Here is an 18,295-nt window from a genome sequence, read left to right as displayed (position 1 = left end):
GTCTTCCTCCCTCTCAATACTTGGAGAACTTGTCCTCGTCCACGGTCAGATCCATATCGTCATCGTCGTCCATCGGCGGCGGCGGCGCGGCCTTGCCGCCGTGCAAGTGGCCGATGTGCACCAGCCGGGACTTGCGGCCGCCGCGGGTGTTGCGCAGCTTGAACTGCTGCATCAAATCCTGCAGCTGCATCGCCGCGGAACTCAGTTCCTCGGAGGTGGAGCTCAGTTCCTCGGCCGACGTGGCCGAAGACTGCATGCCGCTGCTGATCTGCGTCACCGCACTGTTGATCTGATCAATGCCGGTGCGCTGCTCGCGCGAGGCCGCGGAAATCTCCTGCACCAGGCTGGCGGTCTGGTCTATGCCGGGCAACATCTCCTGCAGCAAGGTGCCGGCCTTCTCCGCCACGCTCACCGAGCGGCTGGCCAGATCGCCTATCTCCTTGGCCGCCACCTGGGAGCGCTCCGCCAGCTTCCTCACCTCCACCGCCACCGTGGCGAAGCCCTTGCCGTGCTCGCCTGCGCGCGCCGCCTCAATCGCCGCGTTGATGGCCAGCAGATCCGTCTTGTTGGCGATATCGTTGATCACCGTGATCCGCGACGCGATCTCCTTCATCGCGTGCACCATATCGCTGACCGCGCTGCCGCCCTGGGTGGCGCTGGACGCGGATTTGGACGCGATGCCCTCGGTCACCCGCGCATTGTCGGCGTTCTGCGTCACCGTGGCCGCCATCTCCTCCACCGAGGCGCTGGTCTGCTCGATGCTGGACGACAGCTCGGACGAAGTCTGCGCCAGGGAGTTGGCGGTGGACGACACCTCCTCGGACGCCGAACCTATCGCCTCCGACATCGCGCTGACCTCGGACAGCGTCTCGGACAGCCGGTGCGCCATGGATTTGATCGAATACAGCAGGCTGGAGGTGTCGTCCGGATGCAGCTTCACCGGCACCGACAAATCCCCGGCCGCCACCCGGCTCACCACTTGCACGGTGTAGGACGGGTCGCCGCCCAATTGCTTGAGCAGGCTGCGCGTCACCATCACCCCCAGCGCGATGCTCAGCAGCACCGCCAGCACCGCTATCGCCACCAGCACCCGCAAGGCGTCCGTGCTGATCACCTTGGTTTCCACCAGGGAGTTGTCGGCCAGCTTGGCGTTCAGATTGATCAGCTCGGTCAGCACCCCGTCCACCGCCTGGAAAGCCGGCCAGCCCTTGTCCGCCATCAGCTTCAGCGCCAGCTTGTTGTTCTCCCCGTCGCCGCGGTCGGTATAGGACAAGCGCTTCACCTCGGTGGCGTAGGGCTGGTAAATGGCCCAGGCGGCGTCGAAGCGGCGCAGCGCGTCCACCTCGGGCGGCGTCAGATCCGTCTTGCGGTAGGCGTCTATGCTGGCGTTCATGCTCTTCTCGAAGCCGACCATTTCCAGATCCACCGTATCCATGGCCTTGGTGTCGGTCTCGGCGATATAGCGGTACAGGGAGCGGTTGCTGGCCATCGCGTTGCGCGCCGCGCTGCCGATATCCTTGATCGGCGTCAGCTGGTTGTCGAACAGATTCACCATCACGCCGGTGATGCGCTCGGTGGCGGAGTAGCTGACAAAGCCCAGCGCCAGCAGGAAAGCCAGCACCACGCCAAACGACAGGCCCAGCTTGGTCTTGACCTGCGCATTGTGAAACCACTGCATGACTACCTCCCGGCGCGTATCGGCGCGCTAAATGACGTCGCTCGCCTGCGTCTCGCTGGACTGGCGAATCCGCCGCCGCTCACGGCGGCAGGCGTGGTGGATCAATTGCGGAATGTCCAGCACCAGTGCAGGCTTGCCGTTGCCCAGAATGGTGGAGCCGCTGATGCCGCGCAGCGATCGGAATATCTCGCCCAAGGGCTTGATCACCGCCTGCACCTCGCCCATCAGCCGGTCCACCACCACGCCGGCGCGGTTTTCCCCGTAATGCACAATCACCACGTACTCCGGCTGCGCGGCCGGCGGCAGATTGAACAGCTCCCGCAAGGACACGAAAGGCAGCCAATCGCCGCGCACATTGATCTGGCGCGCGTTCTGCCGCATCGTCTCCTCCGGCATGTCCACGCACTCGATCATCATGTCCAGCGGCATCACCAGCGAGGAATCGTTCACCTCCACCCGGAAGCCGTCGATGATGGCCAGCGTCAGCGGCAGCCGCAGCCGGAAGGTGGTCCCCTGGCCCGGCTGGGAAAAGATTTCGATCTCGCCGCGCAAGAGTTCGATATTGCGTTTCACCACGTCCAGGCCCATGCCGCGGCCGGACAGATCGCTGAGCGCGTGCGCGGTGGAAAAGCCGGGCAGGAAAATCAGCTGCAGGGTTTCCTGCTCGCTCAACTGCCGGCCCTCGCTCAGCAAACCGCGCTCCAGCGCCTTGGCCAACACCTTGTCGCGGTCTATGCCGCGGCCGTCGTCCTTGATTTCCACCACCACCGAGCCGGCGTCGTGAAAGGCGTTGAGCACCACCTTGCCGGTTTCCGGCTTGCCCGCCTCCCGCCGCTCCGCCGCCGTTTCCAGGCCGTGGTCCACCGCATTGCGCACCAGGTGCATCAGCGGGTCGGTCAAGCGCTCCACCATGGATTTGTCGATCTCGGTGTCCGCGCCCTGAATCGTCAGCTGTATGGATTTGCCCAGCTGCCGCGACACCTCGCGCACCATGCGCGGAAACCGGCAGAACACCTCGTCCACCGGCACCATGCGCAAGGTCAGCGCGTCGTCGCGTATGCTTTCCACCAGCGTGTTGATGATGGCCACCGACTCCAGCAGCTCCGCGTCGCAGCGGCTCTGCGCAATCAGCTTGGTGCCGGCGGACGCGATCACCAGCTCGCCCACCCGGTTGATCAGCCGGTCCAGCTTGCCGGCCTCCACCCGGATATAGTGACTGTCGCCGCGGGCCGGCCGGCCCGCCGCCGTTCCGGCCTCCCCGCTCCGCCCGTTCTCCGGCCGCGCCAACCAGCGCGCCTCCCGCACCCGCTCCGCCTCCGCCGCCGTCAAGGCACCGCGCGCCAGCCAGCGCGACAGCTGCGGCTCTATCGATTCGCCCAGCCGCTCCGCCAGCGAGCGGAAGGCCGCCAGCGGCGCGCGCGGCGGCAGAATGCCCAGCATGCTGTCTTCGGCGACGAACTCGAACACGTCGCGCACCTGCTCCAGGCTGGCCGCGGATTCCAGGCTCAGCTCCAGGCCAATGAAACAATCCGTCGGTTCCAAGTCGGCGAAGGCCGGCAGCGGCGGCCAGACCAGCTCCACCTCGCGCAGCGCGCCCAATTGGCTGAGGAAGCGCAGGCAGGACAGCGGATCGAAGCCGTCGCGGAACAAATCGGGATAAAAGCGCAGCGACAACTGCCACAGCGGCGTGGCGGCGACGTCCAGCGCTTCCTCGCCGGCCACCGCGCAGGGTGCCCCATCCAGCAGGAACAACTGCAAACGCTGCAACAGCGGCGCGCCGTCCGGCCAGGCCGGTTCCGCGTCCAGCGCGGAGGCCTCCACCGTCTCCAGCATCCGCCGCAGATGATCGTTGCAGGCCAGCAGCAGGCTGACCAGATCGTCGCCCAGCGCGATCTTGCCGCCGCGCAGCCGTTCCAGCACGCTCTCCATCGCATGGGCGAAGGCCACCAGCGCGTCGAAGCCGAAGGTGCCGGCGGAGCCCTTGATGGTGTGCGCGGTGCGCAGCAGCAAGTTGAACGTCTCGGCGTCGGCGGGAAAAGCCGCGGGGTCCAGCAGCGCGCCTTCCAGCGCGTCGCACAGCTCGCGGGACTCCTCCAGGAAAATCGCCCTGGCCTTACTCCAGTCCATCCTCGCCTCCCGACGCCGGCGCCGTCAGCGTCACGCCCAGCAACTGGAAGGCCTCGCTGACCAAGGGGTTGTCCGCCAGCAGCTCCAGCCGCCGCAGCTGCCGGCCAAAGGCCAGCAGCAACTGCAAGGCGCAGCCGTCCACCTCCGTCACCTCGGCGAAGCTCAACGACACCGACTCCTGCCCCAACAAGGGCAGGAGCTCGCTTTTCAGCCGCTCCACCGTGTAAACGCTCAACTCGCCGCTCAGGCTGGCCCTGGCCCAACCCTCGCCGGTTTCGACATGCAATGCCATTACGCCCCCAAACCAAACGCCAAGCGGGTGTTAACTCACTGTTTTTACTTAAGTGTCCACACTAAAAGTAGTCAAGAAACAGATTGTTTTATAAAAAACAGTAAGCAAGCCAACGTGCGACGGCGCGGACACGGCAACAGCAGCATGGCGGGAGGCCTATGAAACTGAGCATCAAATCCCTGCTGACGGCCGGCGCCGGCGTCTTCGCCCTACTCTTGCTGCTGCTCCTGCTGTGCACCCTGCGCCTGCGGCACGAGCTGGATCTGCAAGCCCAGGCCGAATCCCAGCGCAATCAAAGCTATCTGCTGGCCAACGAGCTGAGGCAAAGCTCGGACGACCTCACCCGCCTGGTCCGCACCTACGCGGAAACCGCGGACCCGCGCTACGAGCGGCAATACTGGGCGGTGCTGGCGATACGCAACGGCCAGCAGCCGCGCCCGCAGCACTACAACCGCATCTACTGGGACTTCATGGCGGCTAGCGACAACAAGCCGCAGCCGGACGGCCCCGCCGTGCCGCTGCAACAGCTGATGCGGCAGGCCGGCTTCACTCAACAGGAATTCGACCAGCTCGGGCTGGCCCAGGCCAACTCGGACCGGCTGGTCAATACCGAAACCGTGGCGATGAACGCAATGAAGGGACGCTTCGCCGACGGCCAGGGCGGCTTCAGCCGCCAAGGCCCGCCGGACCCGGAACTGGCCCGGCGCATTCTGCACGACCGCCAATACCACCTGGACAAGGCCGCCATCATGCAGCCGGTGGACGCGTTTTATCAGTTGATGGAAGAACGCACCAACCAGGCCGTCGTCCAGTCCCGCGCCCAGGCCGAGCTATGGCTAGCCATCGTCATCGGTCTGATGCTGGGCTGCTGCGCGCTGGGCTTGCTGATGTTCTGGACCATTTACCGGCGCCTGTTCGCCATGCTGGGCGACGAGCCCTTGCGCGTCACCCGGCTGATGCGGGCGGTGGCGGCCGGCGATCTGGCCGCCGCGGCCCCGCCCGGCGGCTACCCCAGGGACAGCCTGGCGGAAGCCATGCTCCAGACCGTGACCACGCTCAGCCGCGCGATAGCGGACTCCCAGCGCGGCGCCGGCCATCTGTCCATGATGTCGGCCCAGATCAACCACAGCTCCCAGCAGCTGTCCCTCAACACCAACGGCCAGGCGGCCAGCCTGTCCGAGGCCGCCTGCTCGCTGGAGCAGATCTCCTCCGCCATCAACCAGAGCAGCGACAACGCCAAGCTCACCGAAACCATGGCCGTCCAGGCGGCGGACGACGCGCGCCAGGGCGGCGAAATCGTCGAACACACCGTGCGCAGCATGCGGCGCATCGCGGAACACATCTCGGTGATAGACGACATCGCCTATCAGACCAATCTGCTGGCGCTCAACGCCGCCATCGAAGCCGCCCGCGCCGGCGCCCAGGGCAACGGTTTCTCCATCGTGGCCCAGGAAGTGCGCAAACTGGCGGAACGCAGCCAGCTGGCCGCCAGGGAGATCAGCGGCATGGCCGCCAGCGGCGTTCAACTCGCCGGCCAGGCCGGCGCGCAACTGGCCGCCATCGTCTCCTCCAGCGGCAAGACCGCCAGCCTGATTCAGCAAATCGCCGTGGCCGCCAACGAACAGGCGCAAGGCGTGGGACAAATCAACGCCACCATTCAGCAACTGAGCGCCGCCACCCGGCAAAACGCCAGCCTGGTGGAAGAACTCGCCGCCATCTCGGCGGACAGCCGCGGCCATGCGGACCAAGTGCAAGCCCAGATGCAGCGCTTCCACGCCGCCGCCCCCGCTCCTCCAGGAGAAACCAGCGCCGCCGGCCGCGTCACCGCGGGCCATGGACCCCGATATTGACCGGCCACCACAACATCGTTCAGCCGCACTGCGAGGACCTCTCCACATGAAAAATTTTCGCGCCAACCAGGCCATCACCGGCCTGCTGATTCTCATCGCGCTCACCTTTATCGGCGTGATCTACACCTTCATTTCCATGCGCCAGGCGGTGGACGTAATGAGCGCCGCCAGCGAAAGCCGTTATCACTCCTACCTGCTGGCCTCGGAGCTGCGGCAAAGCTCGGACGATCTGACCCGGCTGGGCCGCACCTACGTCGTCACCGGCGACCCCGGTTATGAGCAGCAATACAACCGCGTGCTGGACATCCGCAACGGCAAGGCGCCACGTCCGCAGGAATACAACCGCATCTATTGGGACTTCGTCGCCGCCGGCCAGGAAAAACCCCGGCCGGACAGCGAAACCGTGCCGCTGCAAACCCTGATGCAGCAAGCCGGCTTCACCGATGGCGAGTTCGCCAAGCTCAAGGAGGCGCAAGCCAACTCCGACGGCCTGGTCAAGCTGGAAGTGCGGGCGATGAACGCGGTCAAGGGCAAGTTCGCCGACGCCCAGGGGCAGTACAGCGTCAGCGGCCAGCCGGACATGGAACTGGCGCGCAAGCTGGTGCACAGCAAGGAATACCACCAGTTCAAAGCCCAGATCATGAAGCCCATCGACGACTTCTTCGTGCTGCTGGACCAGCGCACCAACGCCGCGCTGGCCCAGGCCAAGGACAGGCTGTCCAGCGCCCAGCTGCAATTCCTCACCGCCATCGTGCTGCTGGTGGGCGAAATCCTGCTGCTGATCCTGCTGGGCCGCCGCCAGATCCATACCCAGCTGGGCGGATCGGTCACCGACATCGAAGGCGTGTTGCAGGAAATCGCCTCCGGCAACCTGGCCGTGGACGTGCCCAAGGCGCCGGAAGCCAGCGCGCTGGGCCAGATCGGCGTGATGAATCAGCGGCTGCGCCGCTTGATAGGCGAAGTCAACAACAACGCCGGCCAGCTGGTCAGCGCCGTCGGCTCGCTGCACCAGACCACCAACCGCATCAGCGAGGACGCGGACCAGGTCAACCAGGCCATCAGCTCCAGCGCCGCCACCATTGAGCAGATCACCGTCAGCGTCACCCATGTGGCCGACACCACCGCCGACGCCAACGCCATCATCTCCCAGGCCAACAGCAGCGCGGAGCGCGGCCGCCACGCCATGCATCAGGTTTCGGCCGAGGTGGGCAAACTGTCCCAGGCCATGTCCACCCTCAGCGACACGCTGAACTCGCTGGGCACCCGCTCCGAGGAAATCAGCTCCATCGTCAACGTGATCAAGGACATCGCCGACCAGACCAACCTCTTGGCGCTCAACGCCGCCATCGAAGCCGCGCGCGCCGGCGAAATGGGCCGCGGCTTCGCCGTGGTGGCGGACGAAGTGCGCAAACTGGCCGAGCGCACCGCCCAGGCCACCACCGAAATCACCCAGATGACCCAGGGCATGCGCCAGCAAACCGCCGGCACCGTGGCCAGCATGCAGCAGGCCCGCTCCACCGTGGATCAAAGCGTGGGCCTGGCTCAGGGCGCGGCCAGCGAGATTGAAAACATCGGCGGCCTGATGCGGCAAGTGGTGGACACCTTCACCCAGATCACCCACGCCACCCGCGAGCAATCCACCGCCGTCGGCAACATCGCCCACAACACCGAGCACATCAACGGCATGACCCGCAGCACCTCCGAGGTGGCGCAAGGCGCCAGCGCCACCCTGAGCGAGCTGAACGGCCACGCCAGCAAGCTGAAGAACGTGGTGGAGCGCTTCCACCTCTAAACCGGTCCGCGACAAAGCGACAGGGCTCCGCAATGCGGAGCCCTGTTTTCCTTCATTGGACTCTCAGAACCGGTTCAAAGTCTACCCCTCAAATCGGCGCCAAACTGGCGGACAGCGGCAAATGATCGGACAAGCGCGACCACGGCGCGCCCTTCAGCACCTCCGCCCCCAAGGGCTTCAGCCCGCGCACATAGATCCGGTCCAGCGGCAGCATGGGCATGCGCGCCGGAAAGCTGCGCGCATGGCGGCCGAACAACTGATCGAACACCTCCACCATGCCCAGGCTGTCCATCAGGTGATCCGTCGCCTCTTCCCGCCAGTCGTTGAAATCGCCGGCCAGAATCAGCGGCGCGTCCGCCGGCACGTTCTCGCGCACATAGCGCGCCAGGTCCAGATACTGCTTGCGCCGGTCTCGCGCCAACAGATTGAAATGGCCGCACAAGGTCACCACCGGCCGCTTCCAGCCCGCCGGCGTCAGCTGACAGTGCAGCAGGCCGCGGTTCTCGAAGCGGTTGACCGAGATATCGCGGTTGCACCAGGTATTGATGGGAAAGCGCGTCAGCAAGGCGTTGCCGTGATGGCCGTGCTCATAGGCCGCGTTCAGGCCGTAAGCCGCCTTGTGGTCCAGCCGGCGCGCCAGGAAATGGTGCTGCGGCAGCTTGGGCCAGCTGGCGTGTTGCAAGGCGCGCTCTATGTTCTTGCCCTGCACCTCCTGCAAGAACAACACGTCGGCGTCTATGGATTCCAGCGCGGAGGCCATATCGCCCAGCCGCACATGACGGTTCAGCGGCGACATGCCCTTGTGGATGTTGTAAGTGGCTACGGTAATGGCTTTCATGCAATACGCTTCTTTATCGGGCGGACATACCCTCCGCCGCTTCTAACTGCCCCGTGAACAAGCTAAGTCAGACCGCCGGCCGCCGGCCCCGTTCCCCGCGCCCATTGTCCGCCGCCTCAGTTTCAAAGATAAGCGCTGGCCGCGCAATTTCAATCTCCACTCCCAGGCGGACATGAAACTGAAAATCATTCACCTAGAACGAACTGCCCGTCTGCAAAATTTCCTACATCAAGCATTGCAAGATGAATACAGCTGCACTACACACTTATAACAGTAGCTAGAAAACAATGCGTGGTTATCGGCGGAAGTTAGGGAGCGAGCGATGGGAAACTTTCTTGCGCAGTTCAGCATCAAGGTCAAGATCTTTGGGCTGATCGTGCTGGGCGTGCTGGCCAGCGTGGCCATTGGGGTGGTGGGCGTCAGCAGCACCTCGGAGATGAATCAGCTGACCGCAAGCATGCACGCCAATCAGCTGATGCCGGTCAACTGGGTGGCGGTGGCCAATCAATACGCCATCTACGCCAGCCGTTCCGATTACCGCTTCATCGCCGAAACCGAAAAAAAGCAGATGGACCAAGTCACCATCAATCGCGCCAAATACGTGACGGAAATGAACCGGCTGCTGGAGCTCTACCGCAAAACCGAACTCTCCCCGCAGGAAGTGGACGCGCTCAAACGCTTTGACGCCGCCTGGCCGGCGATGGAGGAAGCCTGCAAGAAAGTACGCGACCTCAGCTACAGCGATACCGGCGACGGCGTCAACAATAAGAAAGCGCTGGAACTGATGGCCAAGGACTGCCGGCCCAAGTTCCAGGCCGTGGACGACATCATGAGTCAGATCGTCGATATCAACGTCAAGCTGGCCGACCAAGCGCTGAAAGACGCCACGGCCAAATACGAGCATGCGCGCAACACCGTCGTCGCCGTGCTGGTGGCGGCCGTGATCGTGCTGCTGGCGCTGGGCGTGATGATACAGAACGGCATCGTCGGCAGCCTGAAAAAAGGCATGGAAGCGCTGTTCCTGCTGGGCAACGGCGACCTCACCGGCACCATAGAAGTTCAGGGCCGGGACGAAGTGGCCCAGATGATGCAATCGCTGTCCGACACCCAGAAAAAACTGCGCGTCACCGTGGGCGACATCATCAACTCCGCGTCCAGCGTGGCCGCCACCGCCGAGGAGCTGGCCGCCTCCACCGAGCAAGTCAGCGCCAGCATCGGCCAGCAGGTCAATGCCACCTCCAGCGCCGCCGCCTCGATCGAAGAGCTGACCGTCAGCATCGACCAATGCTCCAACAACGCCTCGCTGGCGGACTCCCAGGCCAGCGAAGCCGGCAGTCAGGCCAAGATAGGCAATAAGGAAGTGCAGGACTCCACCCAGCAAGTGCGCAAGGTCAACGACAGCGTGGCCGCCTCCGCCAACAACCTGGAATCGCTGTCCGAACAGGCGCAGATGATCAGCAGCATCGCCACCGTGATCAAGGAAGTGGCGGATCAGACCAACCTCTTGGCGCTCAACGCCGCCATCGAGGCCGCGCGCGCCGGCGAACAGGGCCGCGGCTTCGCCGTGGTGGCCGACGAAGTGCGCAAGCTGGCCGAGCGCACCACCGGCTCCGCCACCGAAATCACCCAGATGATCGCCAAGATCCAGGCCGGGGCGAAGGAGGCGGTGGACAGCATGCGCAGCAGCCGCCACATCGTCAGCCAGGTGGTGGAATCGTCGGAACATGTGTCCACCACCATCAGTTCAGTGGAAGAAAGCGCGGAAGGCGTGGTGGGCGCCATCAGCGACATCGCGCTGGCGATGCAGGAGCAGCGTCAGGCCAGCACCGATCTGGCCGGCCGCGTGGAGGCCATCGCCCAGATGTCCAAGGAAAACGGCGTGGCCGTGGACGTGTTCTCGCAAGCCACCCGCGAACTGGCGGTGGTGGCGGAGAGGTTGCAGCAGACCACGCTGGCCTTCAAACTTTAAGAACCGGTTTACGATCCGCTGCGCGTCGGCGATACGGCAACAGCTTCTACAATCAAACGGCTTCATATCCCCGCCCCGCCGGCCTGATCCGCGGGGCGGTTTTTTCGCGGATGCCGTCCCTTCATTGACAGCAAAGCCCCGCCTCGCCAACAATAGCCCCGCGCCGCTGCAATTGCGGCGCTCGGGCTTGGACTCCCGATATACGGTATCCCGGCAGACCGCGGCCTCCCCGCGCTCTGTCTCGCTATTGCTTTGCCCATTCGGGCGGGCCGTGGCGAGGGCACCTCGCGGTGCGCCGGTTTTGGGAAATCGTCCGGTAGTCCAACCTTGTCATGCGCCCGCCTAGCCGTGCCCCGCGGCCAGGCCGGCATCCGCTTGAGGAGGTAGCAATGTCGAAATCCATTAGGCGCTTACCCCGCCCCGCGTCCCCGTTTTCCCCCGCATCCGCGCTTGCCTGCTTCAACCAGGAGGCCCGCCATGAGTAAAACCAAGGAAGAACTGCGCGCCTTCTACCGCTTGTTGGAAGCCCGCGAAGCCAAGCTGCCCTTTGTCGGCCCCTCGCCCGCGCGCAGCCGGCCGCATTACTGGCGTGTGCCTCTGTGCCGGGATTTCCCGGAGGCCTACGCGCTGGGAGAGCGTCACGGCCGCGCGCTGGTTGAACTGCTTCGTCAGCACCCGGAGCACGCCGGCCACGGCCTGCTCAGCCGCATTGCCCATGATATGAATTTGTTCGACTTCAGCCCGCAGCGCGGCGCCTGGGCCGGTTTCTTCGACCATCTGGAAGTATGGATCGCGGTCAGCACCTGCATGCATGAGTCGGACGCTGAGGCGCAAGCCGCGCTTCCCTGAGCCGCAAAACGCGCCCGGACGGCCCTCGTCCGGGCGGCAATGGGGAATGTGACAATGGCTGGCGCCGGCAATCTATGGTAAAAAGCCTGCAATCCTTGCTGGAAAACGCTGGCAAGGCGGCTGCGCGAGTCACCTGTTTGATCCATTCACCCTCCCTCTTGGTGCCGGATAAAAACCACAGGCGGGTGACTCGCCCAGCCGAAATGCTTGTCATTCCCGCCCCCTCCCCCAGCGGCTTTCACGCCCAAGCCCATCCGTCAATGGCCTAAAGACCCGGTGCTTATTCCCCCCAACGCCTTACCATGGGGCTTCGATTCATCAATCCGTAAAGGAGAGTCAGATGGCCAAGAACAAGCGCGCCGCCAAGAAACTGGCGGCGCTGGCGGACAAGGTGCGCGGACAGAAGAAGGCCACCAAATCGGCCAGGAAGCTGGCCGCCAAGGTGCTGAAGCACCCGATGACCGACAAACCGGCCAAGAAGAAGGAGCTTAAACGCGCCAAGCGGGACAAGGCCGACAAGCAGGCTGAATAAGCCGGCTCCCGCACGCCAAAAGGCGGCGAACGGCAAGCATGCCGCGCCGCCTTTTGGCATTCCTGAGCCGGGCTTCACACCTGATAGGCCGACACCGTCTGCAAGATCACCCGCGCCTGCTTGCTCAACTGACCCGCCGCGTCCGCCGATCCGCTGGACGCCGACGAATTTTCCTCGGCCATCTGCGCAATCTGCTCCACGCGCTGGGCGATGGTGTTGCTGGCCACGCTCTGCTCGGAAATGCTGTTGGAGATGTCGCGCACCAATTCCATCGCCTTGCCGCTGCTGTCCCGTATACCGTCTATGGCGTCGTTGGCGGCGCGGGTGTTGGCGGTTTCCTGGTGCACCTGATCCACCACTTTCTCCATGCTCTGCACCGCTTCCAGCGTGCTGCTTTGCATCTTGTTGATGATGTTGGCGATCTCGGTGGTGGAGCTGGCGGTGCGCTCGGCCAGCTTGCGCACCTCGTCCGCCACCACGGCGAAGCCGCGGCCCATCTCCCCGGCCCGCGCGGCCTCGATGGCGGCGTTGAGCGCCAAGAGATTGGTCTGATCCGCAATGTCCTTGATGACCCCCATCACCGAGGCGATGGTGGCGCTGTCTTCCTTCAACTGCCCAATGCGTTGCGCGGCGTCGGTAATCGCGCCGGCCACCTCGGTGATGCCGCGCACGGTGGCGGAAATCACCTGACCGCCCTCGGTCGCCCTCTCGCCGGCCTGCTGCGCCTGCCCGCGCGCTTCCACCGCGCTGGAGGCGACATGGTTGATGCTCACCGTCATCTGCTCCACCGCCGCCGCCATCGCCGCCGCGGATTCGCTTTGCATTTCCGAACTGCGGGCAATCTCATGGGTGTTATTGGCCAGGCCGGACATCGCGCCGTCTATGGCGCCGATGCTGTCGCGGATGTCCCGGAAGCTGCGCTGCAGATTCTCCAGCAGCTGATTGAAGGCGGACGCGGTTTCGCCCACTTCGTCCATGCGTCCCACCGGCGCGCGCAAGGTGAAGTCTTTGTGCTGATTCACCTTGAACAGCGTGGAGCGGATCTGGTGCAAGCTGGTCCGGATATGACTGAACAAGAGCCAGCCCAGGCCGCCGCTCAGCAGCAGACAGGCGGCGATTACCGCCACCGAGCTGCCGAAGGCCATGCTGTAAGCGGCGGCGTTGTCCTTGGACAGGCTGTCCGCCATGGAGTAATTGAAGTCGATGTGGTCGTTGAGGTCTTTGGCCAGGGCCTTGGCGGAGTCCGGTATCGGCCCGGCCACCAGCATGGCCTGCGTCGCCGGCCCCGGATGCTCGCGCGAAGCCTTCAAAAAGCTTTCGCGATTATTGCGGTAGGCTTGCAGATCCGCCCGGTCCTGTTGCAGCAGCTTGCGGTCCGCGTCGTTGGACAGCAGGTCTTTCTCGTAAGCGGCCAACACCTGATCCAGGGTCTTGTCGCCTTCGGCGATCTGCGCCTCGGCGTCCGCCTTGCTCTTGGCGTCCGCGGCGATGCCATGGCGGTAAGCCGCCACCCGCATCTTGGTCAAGGCCAGCAGGCCCTGGTCCAGCGCTTGTATGCTGGGAAAGGTGTTGTTCTTCAAGTAGTTGAAACGTTCATTGCCGCTGTGCAACTGCCACAGGCCGTAACTGCCGACGCCGATCAAGGCCAGCATGGCCACCATCAAGGTCAGCATGAGTCGCTGTGAGATATTCATCCTTATTCTCCGTGTCTTCGCCCGATACCACATGTAGCTTTGTTATAGGCGCAGTCAGAAAACAGGAGAAAGTACTAAGTGAGAATATCTATTAAGAACAAATATTTAGCGTCGGCTCGGCCCTACACTTGATATTGGGTCACGGTGTTCAGGATATTCTTGGCCTGCTGCTGCAATTGCTCCGCCGCGTCCGCCGAGGCGCTGGAGGCGGACGCGTTTTCTTCCGCCATCTGCGCAATCTGCTCCACTTTCTGGGCAATGGTGTTGCTGGCGGTGCTTTGCTCGTTGATGCTGCCGGAAATGTCCTTGACCAGTTCCATCGCCTGGCCGCTGCTGTCTTGAATCTTCTCTATCACGCTGCTGGCTTCGCGGGCGTTGTCGGTTTCCTGATGCACCTGTTCCACCACTTTTTCCATGCTTTGCACCGCTTCCAGCGTGCTGCTTTGCATCTTGTTGATGATGGAGCCGATTTCCGTGGTGGAGCTGGCGGTGCGCTCGGCCAGCTTGCGCACCTCGTCCGCCACCACGGCGAAGCCGCGGCCGGTTTCGCCGGCCCGCGCCGCCTCGATGGCCGCGTTCAGCGCCAAGAGGTTGGTCTGGTCCGCAATGTCCTTGATCACGCCCATCACCGAGGCGATGGTGGCGCTGTCTTCCTTCAATTGCCCAATGCGATGCGAGGCGTCGCTGATCGCGCCCGCCACCTCGGAAATACCCAGCACGGTGGCGGAGATCACCTGGCCGCCCTCGGTGGCCATGCTGCCCGCCTGCTGCGCCTGGGTGCGCGCCTCCACCGCGTTGTCCGCCACATGGTTGATGCTCACCGTCATCTGCTCCACCGCCGCCGCCATCGCCCCGGCGGATTCGCTCTGCACTTCCGAGCTGCGCGCAATCTGATTGGTGTTGGCCGCCAGGCCGGAGGTGGCTTTGTCGATTTCCGAAATATTGTCGCGTATGCCGCGGAAGCTATGCTGCAGATCGTCCAGCAAATGGTTGAAGGCGGCGGCGGTGCGGCCGATCTCGTCCTTGCGCAAGACCTTGGCGCGCAGGCGGAAATCCTTGCTGGCGCTGACCTGATCCAGGGTTTCGCCAATCTGGTTCAGGCTGCTGCGTATGCTGCGGAACAGCGCAAAGCCCAGCGCCCCGCTCAGAATCAGGGCGCCCACAATCACCACCAGGGAGGACACGAAAGCCTCCTGATACGCCGTGGCGTTCTCGCCCGCCAGCTTCTTGGCCAGGCCGTAGTTGAATTCAATATGCTCCTTGATGTCCTTGACCACGGTCTTGGCCGTGGCCAACAGCGGACCGCCCACCAGCTCCCGCCGCGTGGTTTCCGGCGGCTGCTCGCGGGAGATCTTGAACACGGTGTCGCGCTGCTGGCGGTAGATCCGGATGTCCGCGCGGTCTTTTTCTATCATCCGCCTGTCCTCGTCGTCGGACACCAGGTCTTTCTGGTAATGGTCCAGCGCCGTGTCCATCTGCTTGTCCAGCTGCGCGATATTGGCTTCGATATCGGCCTTGACCTTGGGATCTTCGCTGATGCCGTGGCGGTAGGTCAGCACCCGCATATCGGTTTGCGCCTGCAAAGCCTGATCCAGGGTGTGGATGCTGGGAAAGGTGTTGGCCTGCAGATAGTCGAAGCGCTCATTGGCCCGGTGCAGCTGGAGCAGCCCGAAGCTGCCCACAATGAACAAGCCGAGCAAGGCGACCGCCAGGGTCAGCAGCAAACGTTGGGATATGCTCATGGTAGCCCCCTAGGTGATGACTTATGAAACTCGATTCTTTATAGGCGTGTCTGCTTGGGATTTTCAAATCATTTGGCATGGAAAATCAGGCTTTTGCGACAGACGGCGGCACCGTAGAATGTTCTCGCAATCACAACATTCATAAAACGCCAACAACAAAGGAGAATCACCATGACGCCATTCCGTCCCCGCCCCAGACTGCTGCTGAGCGCGCTGGCCCTGAGCCTGAGCCTGGGCTTCAACGCCCCGGCCCTGGCGCTGAGCCCGCCGGCGCCGCCTCAGGTCAAATACGATTACGACTACGATGTCTTCCACCCGGTCTACGCCCGCAACGGCATGGTGGCCACCGAACAGGGCCTGGCCACCCAGGTGGGCCTGGACATTCTGCGCCAGGGCGGCAACGCGGTGGACGCCGCGGTGGCGGTGGGCTTTGCGCTGGCGGTGACGCTGCCCAACGCCGGCAACCTGGGCGGCGGCGGCTTCATGGTGCTGCACGACGCCAAGAGCGGCCGCAATATCGCGCTGGATTTCCGCGAGATCGCACCGGCCAAGGCCAGCCGCGACATGTATCTGGACGCGCAGGGCAAGGTCGTGGACGGCCGCTCGCTGTACACCCATCTGGCGGTGGGCGTGCCCGGCACCGTGGCCGGCCTGGCCCACGCTCAGCAGCGCTGGGGCAGCCTGCCGCTGGCCAAGGTGATTGCGCCGGCGGTGAAGCTGGCGGAGCAAGGTTTCCCGGTGTCTCAGACGCTGGCGGAAATGCTGGAAGTGGAAAAAGACAATCTGGGCCGCTGGGACAGCAGCCGGGCGGTGTTCTTCCGCGACGGCCGCCCGCTGCGCGCCGGCGAGAAGCTGGTGCAGCGCGATCTGGGCAAATCGCTGCGCCTGATCGCGCGACAAGGACCCAAAGCCTTCTACCAGGGCGACATCGCCGACAAGATCGTGGCGGAAATGGCGCGCCACGGCGGCCTGATCAACAAGGCCGATCTGGCCGGCTACAAGGTGGAGGAGCGCGCGCCGGTCAGCGGCACGTATCGCGGCTACCAAGTGGTATCCATGCCGCCGCCCAGCTCCGGCGGCATCCACATCGTCCAGATCCTGAACCTGCTGGAACGCTATCCGCTGGCCGACTACGGCCCCAACAGCGCGCAGACCATCCACTATCTGGCCGAGGCGATGAAGCTGGCCTACGCCGACCGCTCGGAATACCTGGGCGACCCGGCCTTCGTCAAAGTGCCGCAGGCCGGCCTGACCTCCAAGCGCTACGCCGACCAGCTGGCCACGACGATAGACCCGGTCAAGGCCCGCCCTGCCGCCGAGATCAAGCCCGGCAAGCCGCAGCCCTATGAGAGCGACCAGACCACCCATTACTCCATTGTGGACAAGCAAGGCAACGCGGTGGCGGTGACTTACACGCTGAACCTGAATTTCGGCAGCGGCATCGTCGCCGGCGGCACCGGCATTCTGCTCAATAACGAGATGGACGACTTTTCCGTCAAGCCCGGCGTGCCCAACGCCTTCGGCCTGATCGGCGGCGACGCCAACGCGGTGGCGGCCGGCAAGCGGCCGCTGTCCTCGATGTCGCCGACGCTGGTGCTGAAAAACGGCAAGCCCTGGCTGGTCACCGGCAGCCCGGGCGGCGCGCGCATCATCACCACCACTTTGCAGACCATCGTCAACGCCGTCGATTTCGGCATGAACCCGGCGGAAGCCGCGTCCACGCCGCGGGTGCACCATCAATGGCTGCCGGACGAATTGCGGGTGGAAAAAGGCCTGAGCCCGGATACGCTGCGCCTGCTGCGCGAACAAGGCTACAAGATCGCGCTCAAGCCCAGCATGGGCCGGACCCAGACCATACAGCTGCGCGACGGCGGTTTGTACGGCTATTCCGACCCGCGCAACCCTGACGGCGCCACGATGGGCTATTAAGACGCGCCGGCCGGGCGCCGTTCAAGGACGCGCCCGGCCGGCCGATAAAGCGAGAAACCGGCGTCAAAACTCAACCATAATGTAATAAGGAACTGTTCAAAGTCTGCCGCGCTGCGGCGATACGGCGTTAAAACCGGCTTTCGCCTGAGCGCCGCCGGCCCCGCGCCGTCACTGGGGAGAAGCCCGCACATGCTGAAATTGTCGAGCAGCGCCGCGCTGGTCTTGTCGCTGTCGCTCCCCGTCAACGCGGCCACCCTGCACTTCGTCACCCAGGATTTTCCGCCCTTCATCGAGGTGACCGACAAACCCCAGCCCCAAGGCCTGATGGTGGATACGCTGGTGGCCGTCTGCCAGCGGCTGAACTGGAACTGCGAAATCCAGGCCATGGTCTGGCGCCGCGCCCTGCTGCTGGCCGATGAAGGCAAGGTGGACGGCATCTTCCCGGTGCAGGACACGCCCGAGCGCAGGATGTCGCTGGCCTTGAGCGCCCCGGTGTACAACAGCAGTTACGGCCTGTTCGCCACCGCCAGCTCCACCTTCCGCTACCAGCGCCCCCAGGACCTGCTCAACCACCGCATCGCGGTCTACGGCCCGTCCATCTCTCAAAACGCCCTGGACAAGCTGATCGCCGGCTTGCCCAATATGAACATCTCCGTGGAAAACAATCAGGAAACGGTGTTAAAGAAATTGGCCGCCATGCGTTACGGCGCGGACGCGGTGGTTTTCGCCAACGAAGACGTCACTCGCTACATCATCCGGCGCGAAGCGCTGAGCGGCCTGCGCCCGCTGGCCACCATACAGCCGCTGACCTATCTATACGGATTCCCTTTGAAATCAGTGAAACCCGGCATGGTGGCGGACTTCAACCAAGCCTTGAACGCGCTGTGCCACGACGGCACGCTGCCGCGCCTGGCGCGCCGCTACAATGTCCGGATGGCCGCGTGCAAATAGTATTTGAAAGTTTTTGCTATCAATTAAATTGAACAACCATTAGCGTTGTGTT

Annotated in this window: 13 protein-coding genes; 7 read left to right on the top strand and 6 right to left on the bottom strand. The window is 64.0% G+C overall.

The genetic code is table 11. The features are described 5' to 3' along the window. Positions 1–13: 13 nt before the first annotated feature. The 3 genes from DB032_RS08370 to DB032_RS08360 are packed head-to-tail and all read right to left on the bottom strand — an operon-like array spanning position 14 to position 4,097. A complete protein-coding gene (locus tag DB032_RS08370) occupies positions 14–1,678 on the bottom strand; it encodes a methyl-accepting chemotaxis protein (protein ID WP_107799072.1) in 1,665 nt (554 codons plus the stop codon). A gap of 27 nt (positions 1,679–1,705) precedes the next feature. Next, on the bottom strand, positions 1,706–3,805 hold the full coding sequence (locus DB032_RS08365) for a chemotaxis protein CheA (RefSeq protein WP_107799071.1): 2,100 nt from the start codon (positions 3,803–3,805) through the stop codon (positions 1,706–1,708). Next, entirely contained in the window at positions 3,792–4,097 is a 306-nt protein-coding gene (locus DB032_RS08360; protein ID WP_107799070.1) for an STAS domain-containing protein, read from the bottom strand. The genes DB032_RS08365 and DB032_RS08360 overlap by 14 nt, the downstream gene beginning before the upstream one ends. 158 nt (positions 4,098–4,255) lie before the next feature. Here DB032_RS08360 and DB032_RS08355 point away from each other — a divergent pair, with 158 nt between their 5' ends. Both DB032_RS08355 and DB032_RS24105 read left to right on the top strand, forming a co-directional pair. Next, a complete protein-coding gene (locus DB032_RS08355) occupies positions 4,256–5,947 on the top strand; it encodes a methyl-accepting chemotaxis protein (RefSeq protein ID WP_107799069.1) in 1,692 nt (563 codons plus the stop codon). Positions 5,948–5,993: 46 nt separating this feature from the next. Beyond that, positions 5,994–7,739, top strand: coding sequence for a methyl-accepting chemotaxis protein (locus tag DB032_RS24105; RefSeq protein WP_158274266.1), 1,746 nt, complete (start codon positions 5,994–5,996; stop codon positions 7,737–7,739). Positions 7,740–7,827: 88 nt separating this feature from the next. Here the strand turns inward: DB032_RS24105 and DB032_RS08345 are convergent, their stop codons facing one another. Beyond that, a complete protein-coding gene (locus DB032_RS08345) occupies positions 7,828–8,577 on the bottom strand; it encodes an endonuclease/exonuclease/phosphatase family protein (RefSeq protein WP_107799067.1) in 750 nt (249 codons plus the stop codon). A gap of 322 nt (positions 8,578–8,899) precedes the next feature. Between DB032_RS08345 and DB032_RS08340 the strand changes: the two genes are divergently transcribed. The 3 genes from DB032_RS08340 (at position 8,900) to DB032_RS08330 (ending at position 11,927) form a co-directional block, all read left to right on the top strand. Continuing rightward, positions 8,900–10,546, top strand: a complete 1,647-nt coding sequence (locus tag DB032_RS08340; RefSeq protein WP_107799066.1) for a methyl-accepting chemotaxis protein — start codon at positions 8,900–8,902, stop codon at positions 10,544–10,546. A 477-nt stretch (positions 10,547–11,023) separates the two neighbouring features. After that, positions 11,024–11,395 (top strand): hypothetical protein, encoded by a 372-nt coding sequence (locus DB032_RS08335; protein WP_107799065.1) that lies wholly within the window; start codon positions 11,024–11,026, stop codon positions 11,393–11,395. A 340-nt stretch (positions 11,396–11,735) separates the two neighbouring features. After that, a complete protein-coding gene (locus DB032_RS08330; RefSeq protein ID WP_107799064.1) occupies positions 11,736–11,927 on the top strand; it encodes a hypothetical protein in 192 nt (63 codons plus the stop codon). Positions 11,928–12,001: 74 nt separating this feature from the next. Here DB032_RS08330 and DB032_RS08325 read toward each other — a convergent pair whose 3' ends face one another. Further along, positions 12,002–13,621 (bottom strand): methyl-accepting chemotaxis protein, encoded by a 1,620-nt coding sequence (locus DB032_RS08325; protein ID WP_158274265.1) that lies wholly within the window; start codon positions 13,619–13,621, stop codon positions 12,002–12,004. 122 nt (positions 13,622–13,743) lie between these two features. Beyond that, positions 13,744–15,363, bottom strand: a complete 1,620-nt coding sequence (locus DB032_RS08320; RefSeq protein WP_107799062.1) for a methyl-accepting chemotaxis protein — start codon at positions 15,361–15,363, stop codon at positions 13,744–13,746. A gap of 171 nt (positions 15,364–15,534) precedes the next feature. Here DB032_RS08320 and ggt point away from each other — a divergent pair, with 171 nt between their 5' ends. Both ggt and DB032_RS08310 read left to right on the top strand, forming a co-directional pair. Next, the gene (gene ggt, locus DB032_RS08315; protein ID WP_107799061.1) at positions 15,535–17,292 is read left to right on the top strand and encodes a gamma-glutamyltransferase; all 1,758 of its coding nucleotides are present in this window, start codon (positions 15,535–15,537) and stop codon (positions 17,290–17,292) included. Positions 17,293–17,481: 189 nt separating this feature from the next. Beyond that, positions 17,482–18,243: an ABC transporter substrate-binding protein gene (locus DB032_RS08310; RefSeq protein ID WP_107799060.1), complete on the top strand. Its 762-nt coding sequence runs from the start codon at positions 17,482–17,484 to the stop codon at positions 18,241–18,243. Positions 18,244–18,295 lie beyond the last annotated feature (52 nt).

Source organism: Chromobacterium sp. Panama, from assembly GCF_003052555.1.
Classification (GTDB): Bacteria; Pseudomonadota; Gammaproteobacteria; order Burkholderiales; family Chromobacteriaceae; genus Chromobacterium.
Note: the sequence above shows the minus strand (reverse complement) of the source record. Positions and strands in the feature narration are given on the sequence as shown.

What these genes read in the sequence shown, in the direction of transcription:
- DB032_RS08370 (WP_107799072.1), bottom strand. Translation starts at nt 1,678, where the DNA reads ATGCAGTGGTTTCACAATGCGCAGGTCAAGACCAAGCTGGGCCTGTCG.
- DB032_RS08365 (WP_107799071.1), bottom strand. Translation starts at nt 3,805, where the DNA reads ATGGACTGGAGTAAGGCCAGGGCGATTTTCCTGGAGGAGTCCCGCGAG.
- DB032_RS08360 (WP_107799070.1), bottom strand. Translation starts at nt 4,097, where the DNA reads ATGGCATTGCATGTCGAAACCGGCGAGGGTTGGGCCAGGGCCAGCCTG.
- DB032_RS08355 (WP_107799069.1), top strand. Translation starts at nt 4,256, where the DNA reads ATGAAACTGAGCATCAAATCCCTGCTGACGGCCGGCGCCGGCGTCTTC.
- DB032_RS24105 (WP_158274266.1), top strand. Translation starts at nt 5,994, where the DNA reads ATGAAAAATTTTCGCGCCAACCAGGCCATCACCGGCCTGCTGATTCTC.
- DB032_RS08345 (WP_107799067.1), bottom strand. Translation starts at nt 8,577, where the DNA reads ATGAAAGCCATTACCGTAGCCACTTACAACATCCACAAGGGCATGTCG.
- DB032_RS08340 (WP_107799066.1), top strand. Translation starts at nt 8,900, where the DNA reads ATGGGAAACTTTCTTGCGCAGTTCAGCATCAAGGTCAAGATCTTTGGG.
- DB032_RS08335 (WP_107799065.1), top strand. Translation starts at nt 11,024, where the DNA reads ATGAGTAAAACCAAGGAAGAACTGCGCGCCTTCTACCGCTTGTTGGAA.
- DB032_RS08330 (WP_107799064.1), top strand. Translation starts at nt 11,736, where the DNA reads ATGGCCAAGAACAAGCGCGCCGCCAAGAAACTGGCGGCGCTGGCGGAC.
- DB032_RS08325 (WP_158274265.1), bottom strand. Translation starts at nt 13,621, where the DNA reads ATGAATATCTCACAGCGACTCATGCTGACCTTGATGGTGGCCATGCTG.
- DB032_RS08320 (WP_107799062.1), bottom strand. Translation starts at nt 15,363, where the DNA reads ATGAGCATATCCCAACGTTTGCTGCTGACCCTGGCGGTCGCCTTGCTC.
- ggt (WP_107799061.1), top strand. Translation starts at nt 15,535, where the DNA reads ATGACGCCATTCCGTCCCCGCCCCAGACTGCTGCTGAGCGCGCTGGCC.
- DB032_RS08310 (WP_107799060.1), top strand. Translation starts at nt 17,482, where the DNA reads ATGCTGAAATTGTCGAGCAGCGCCGCGCTGGTCTTGTCGCTGTCGCTC.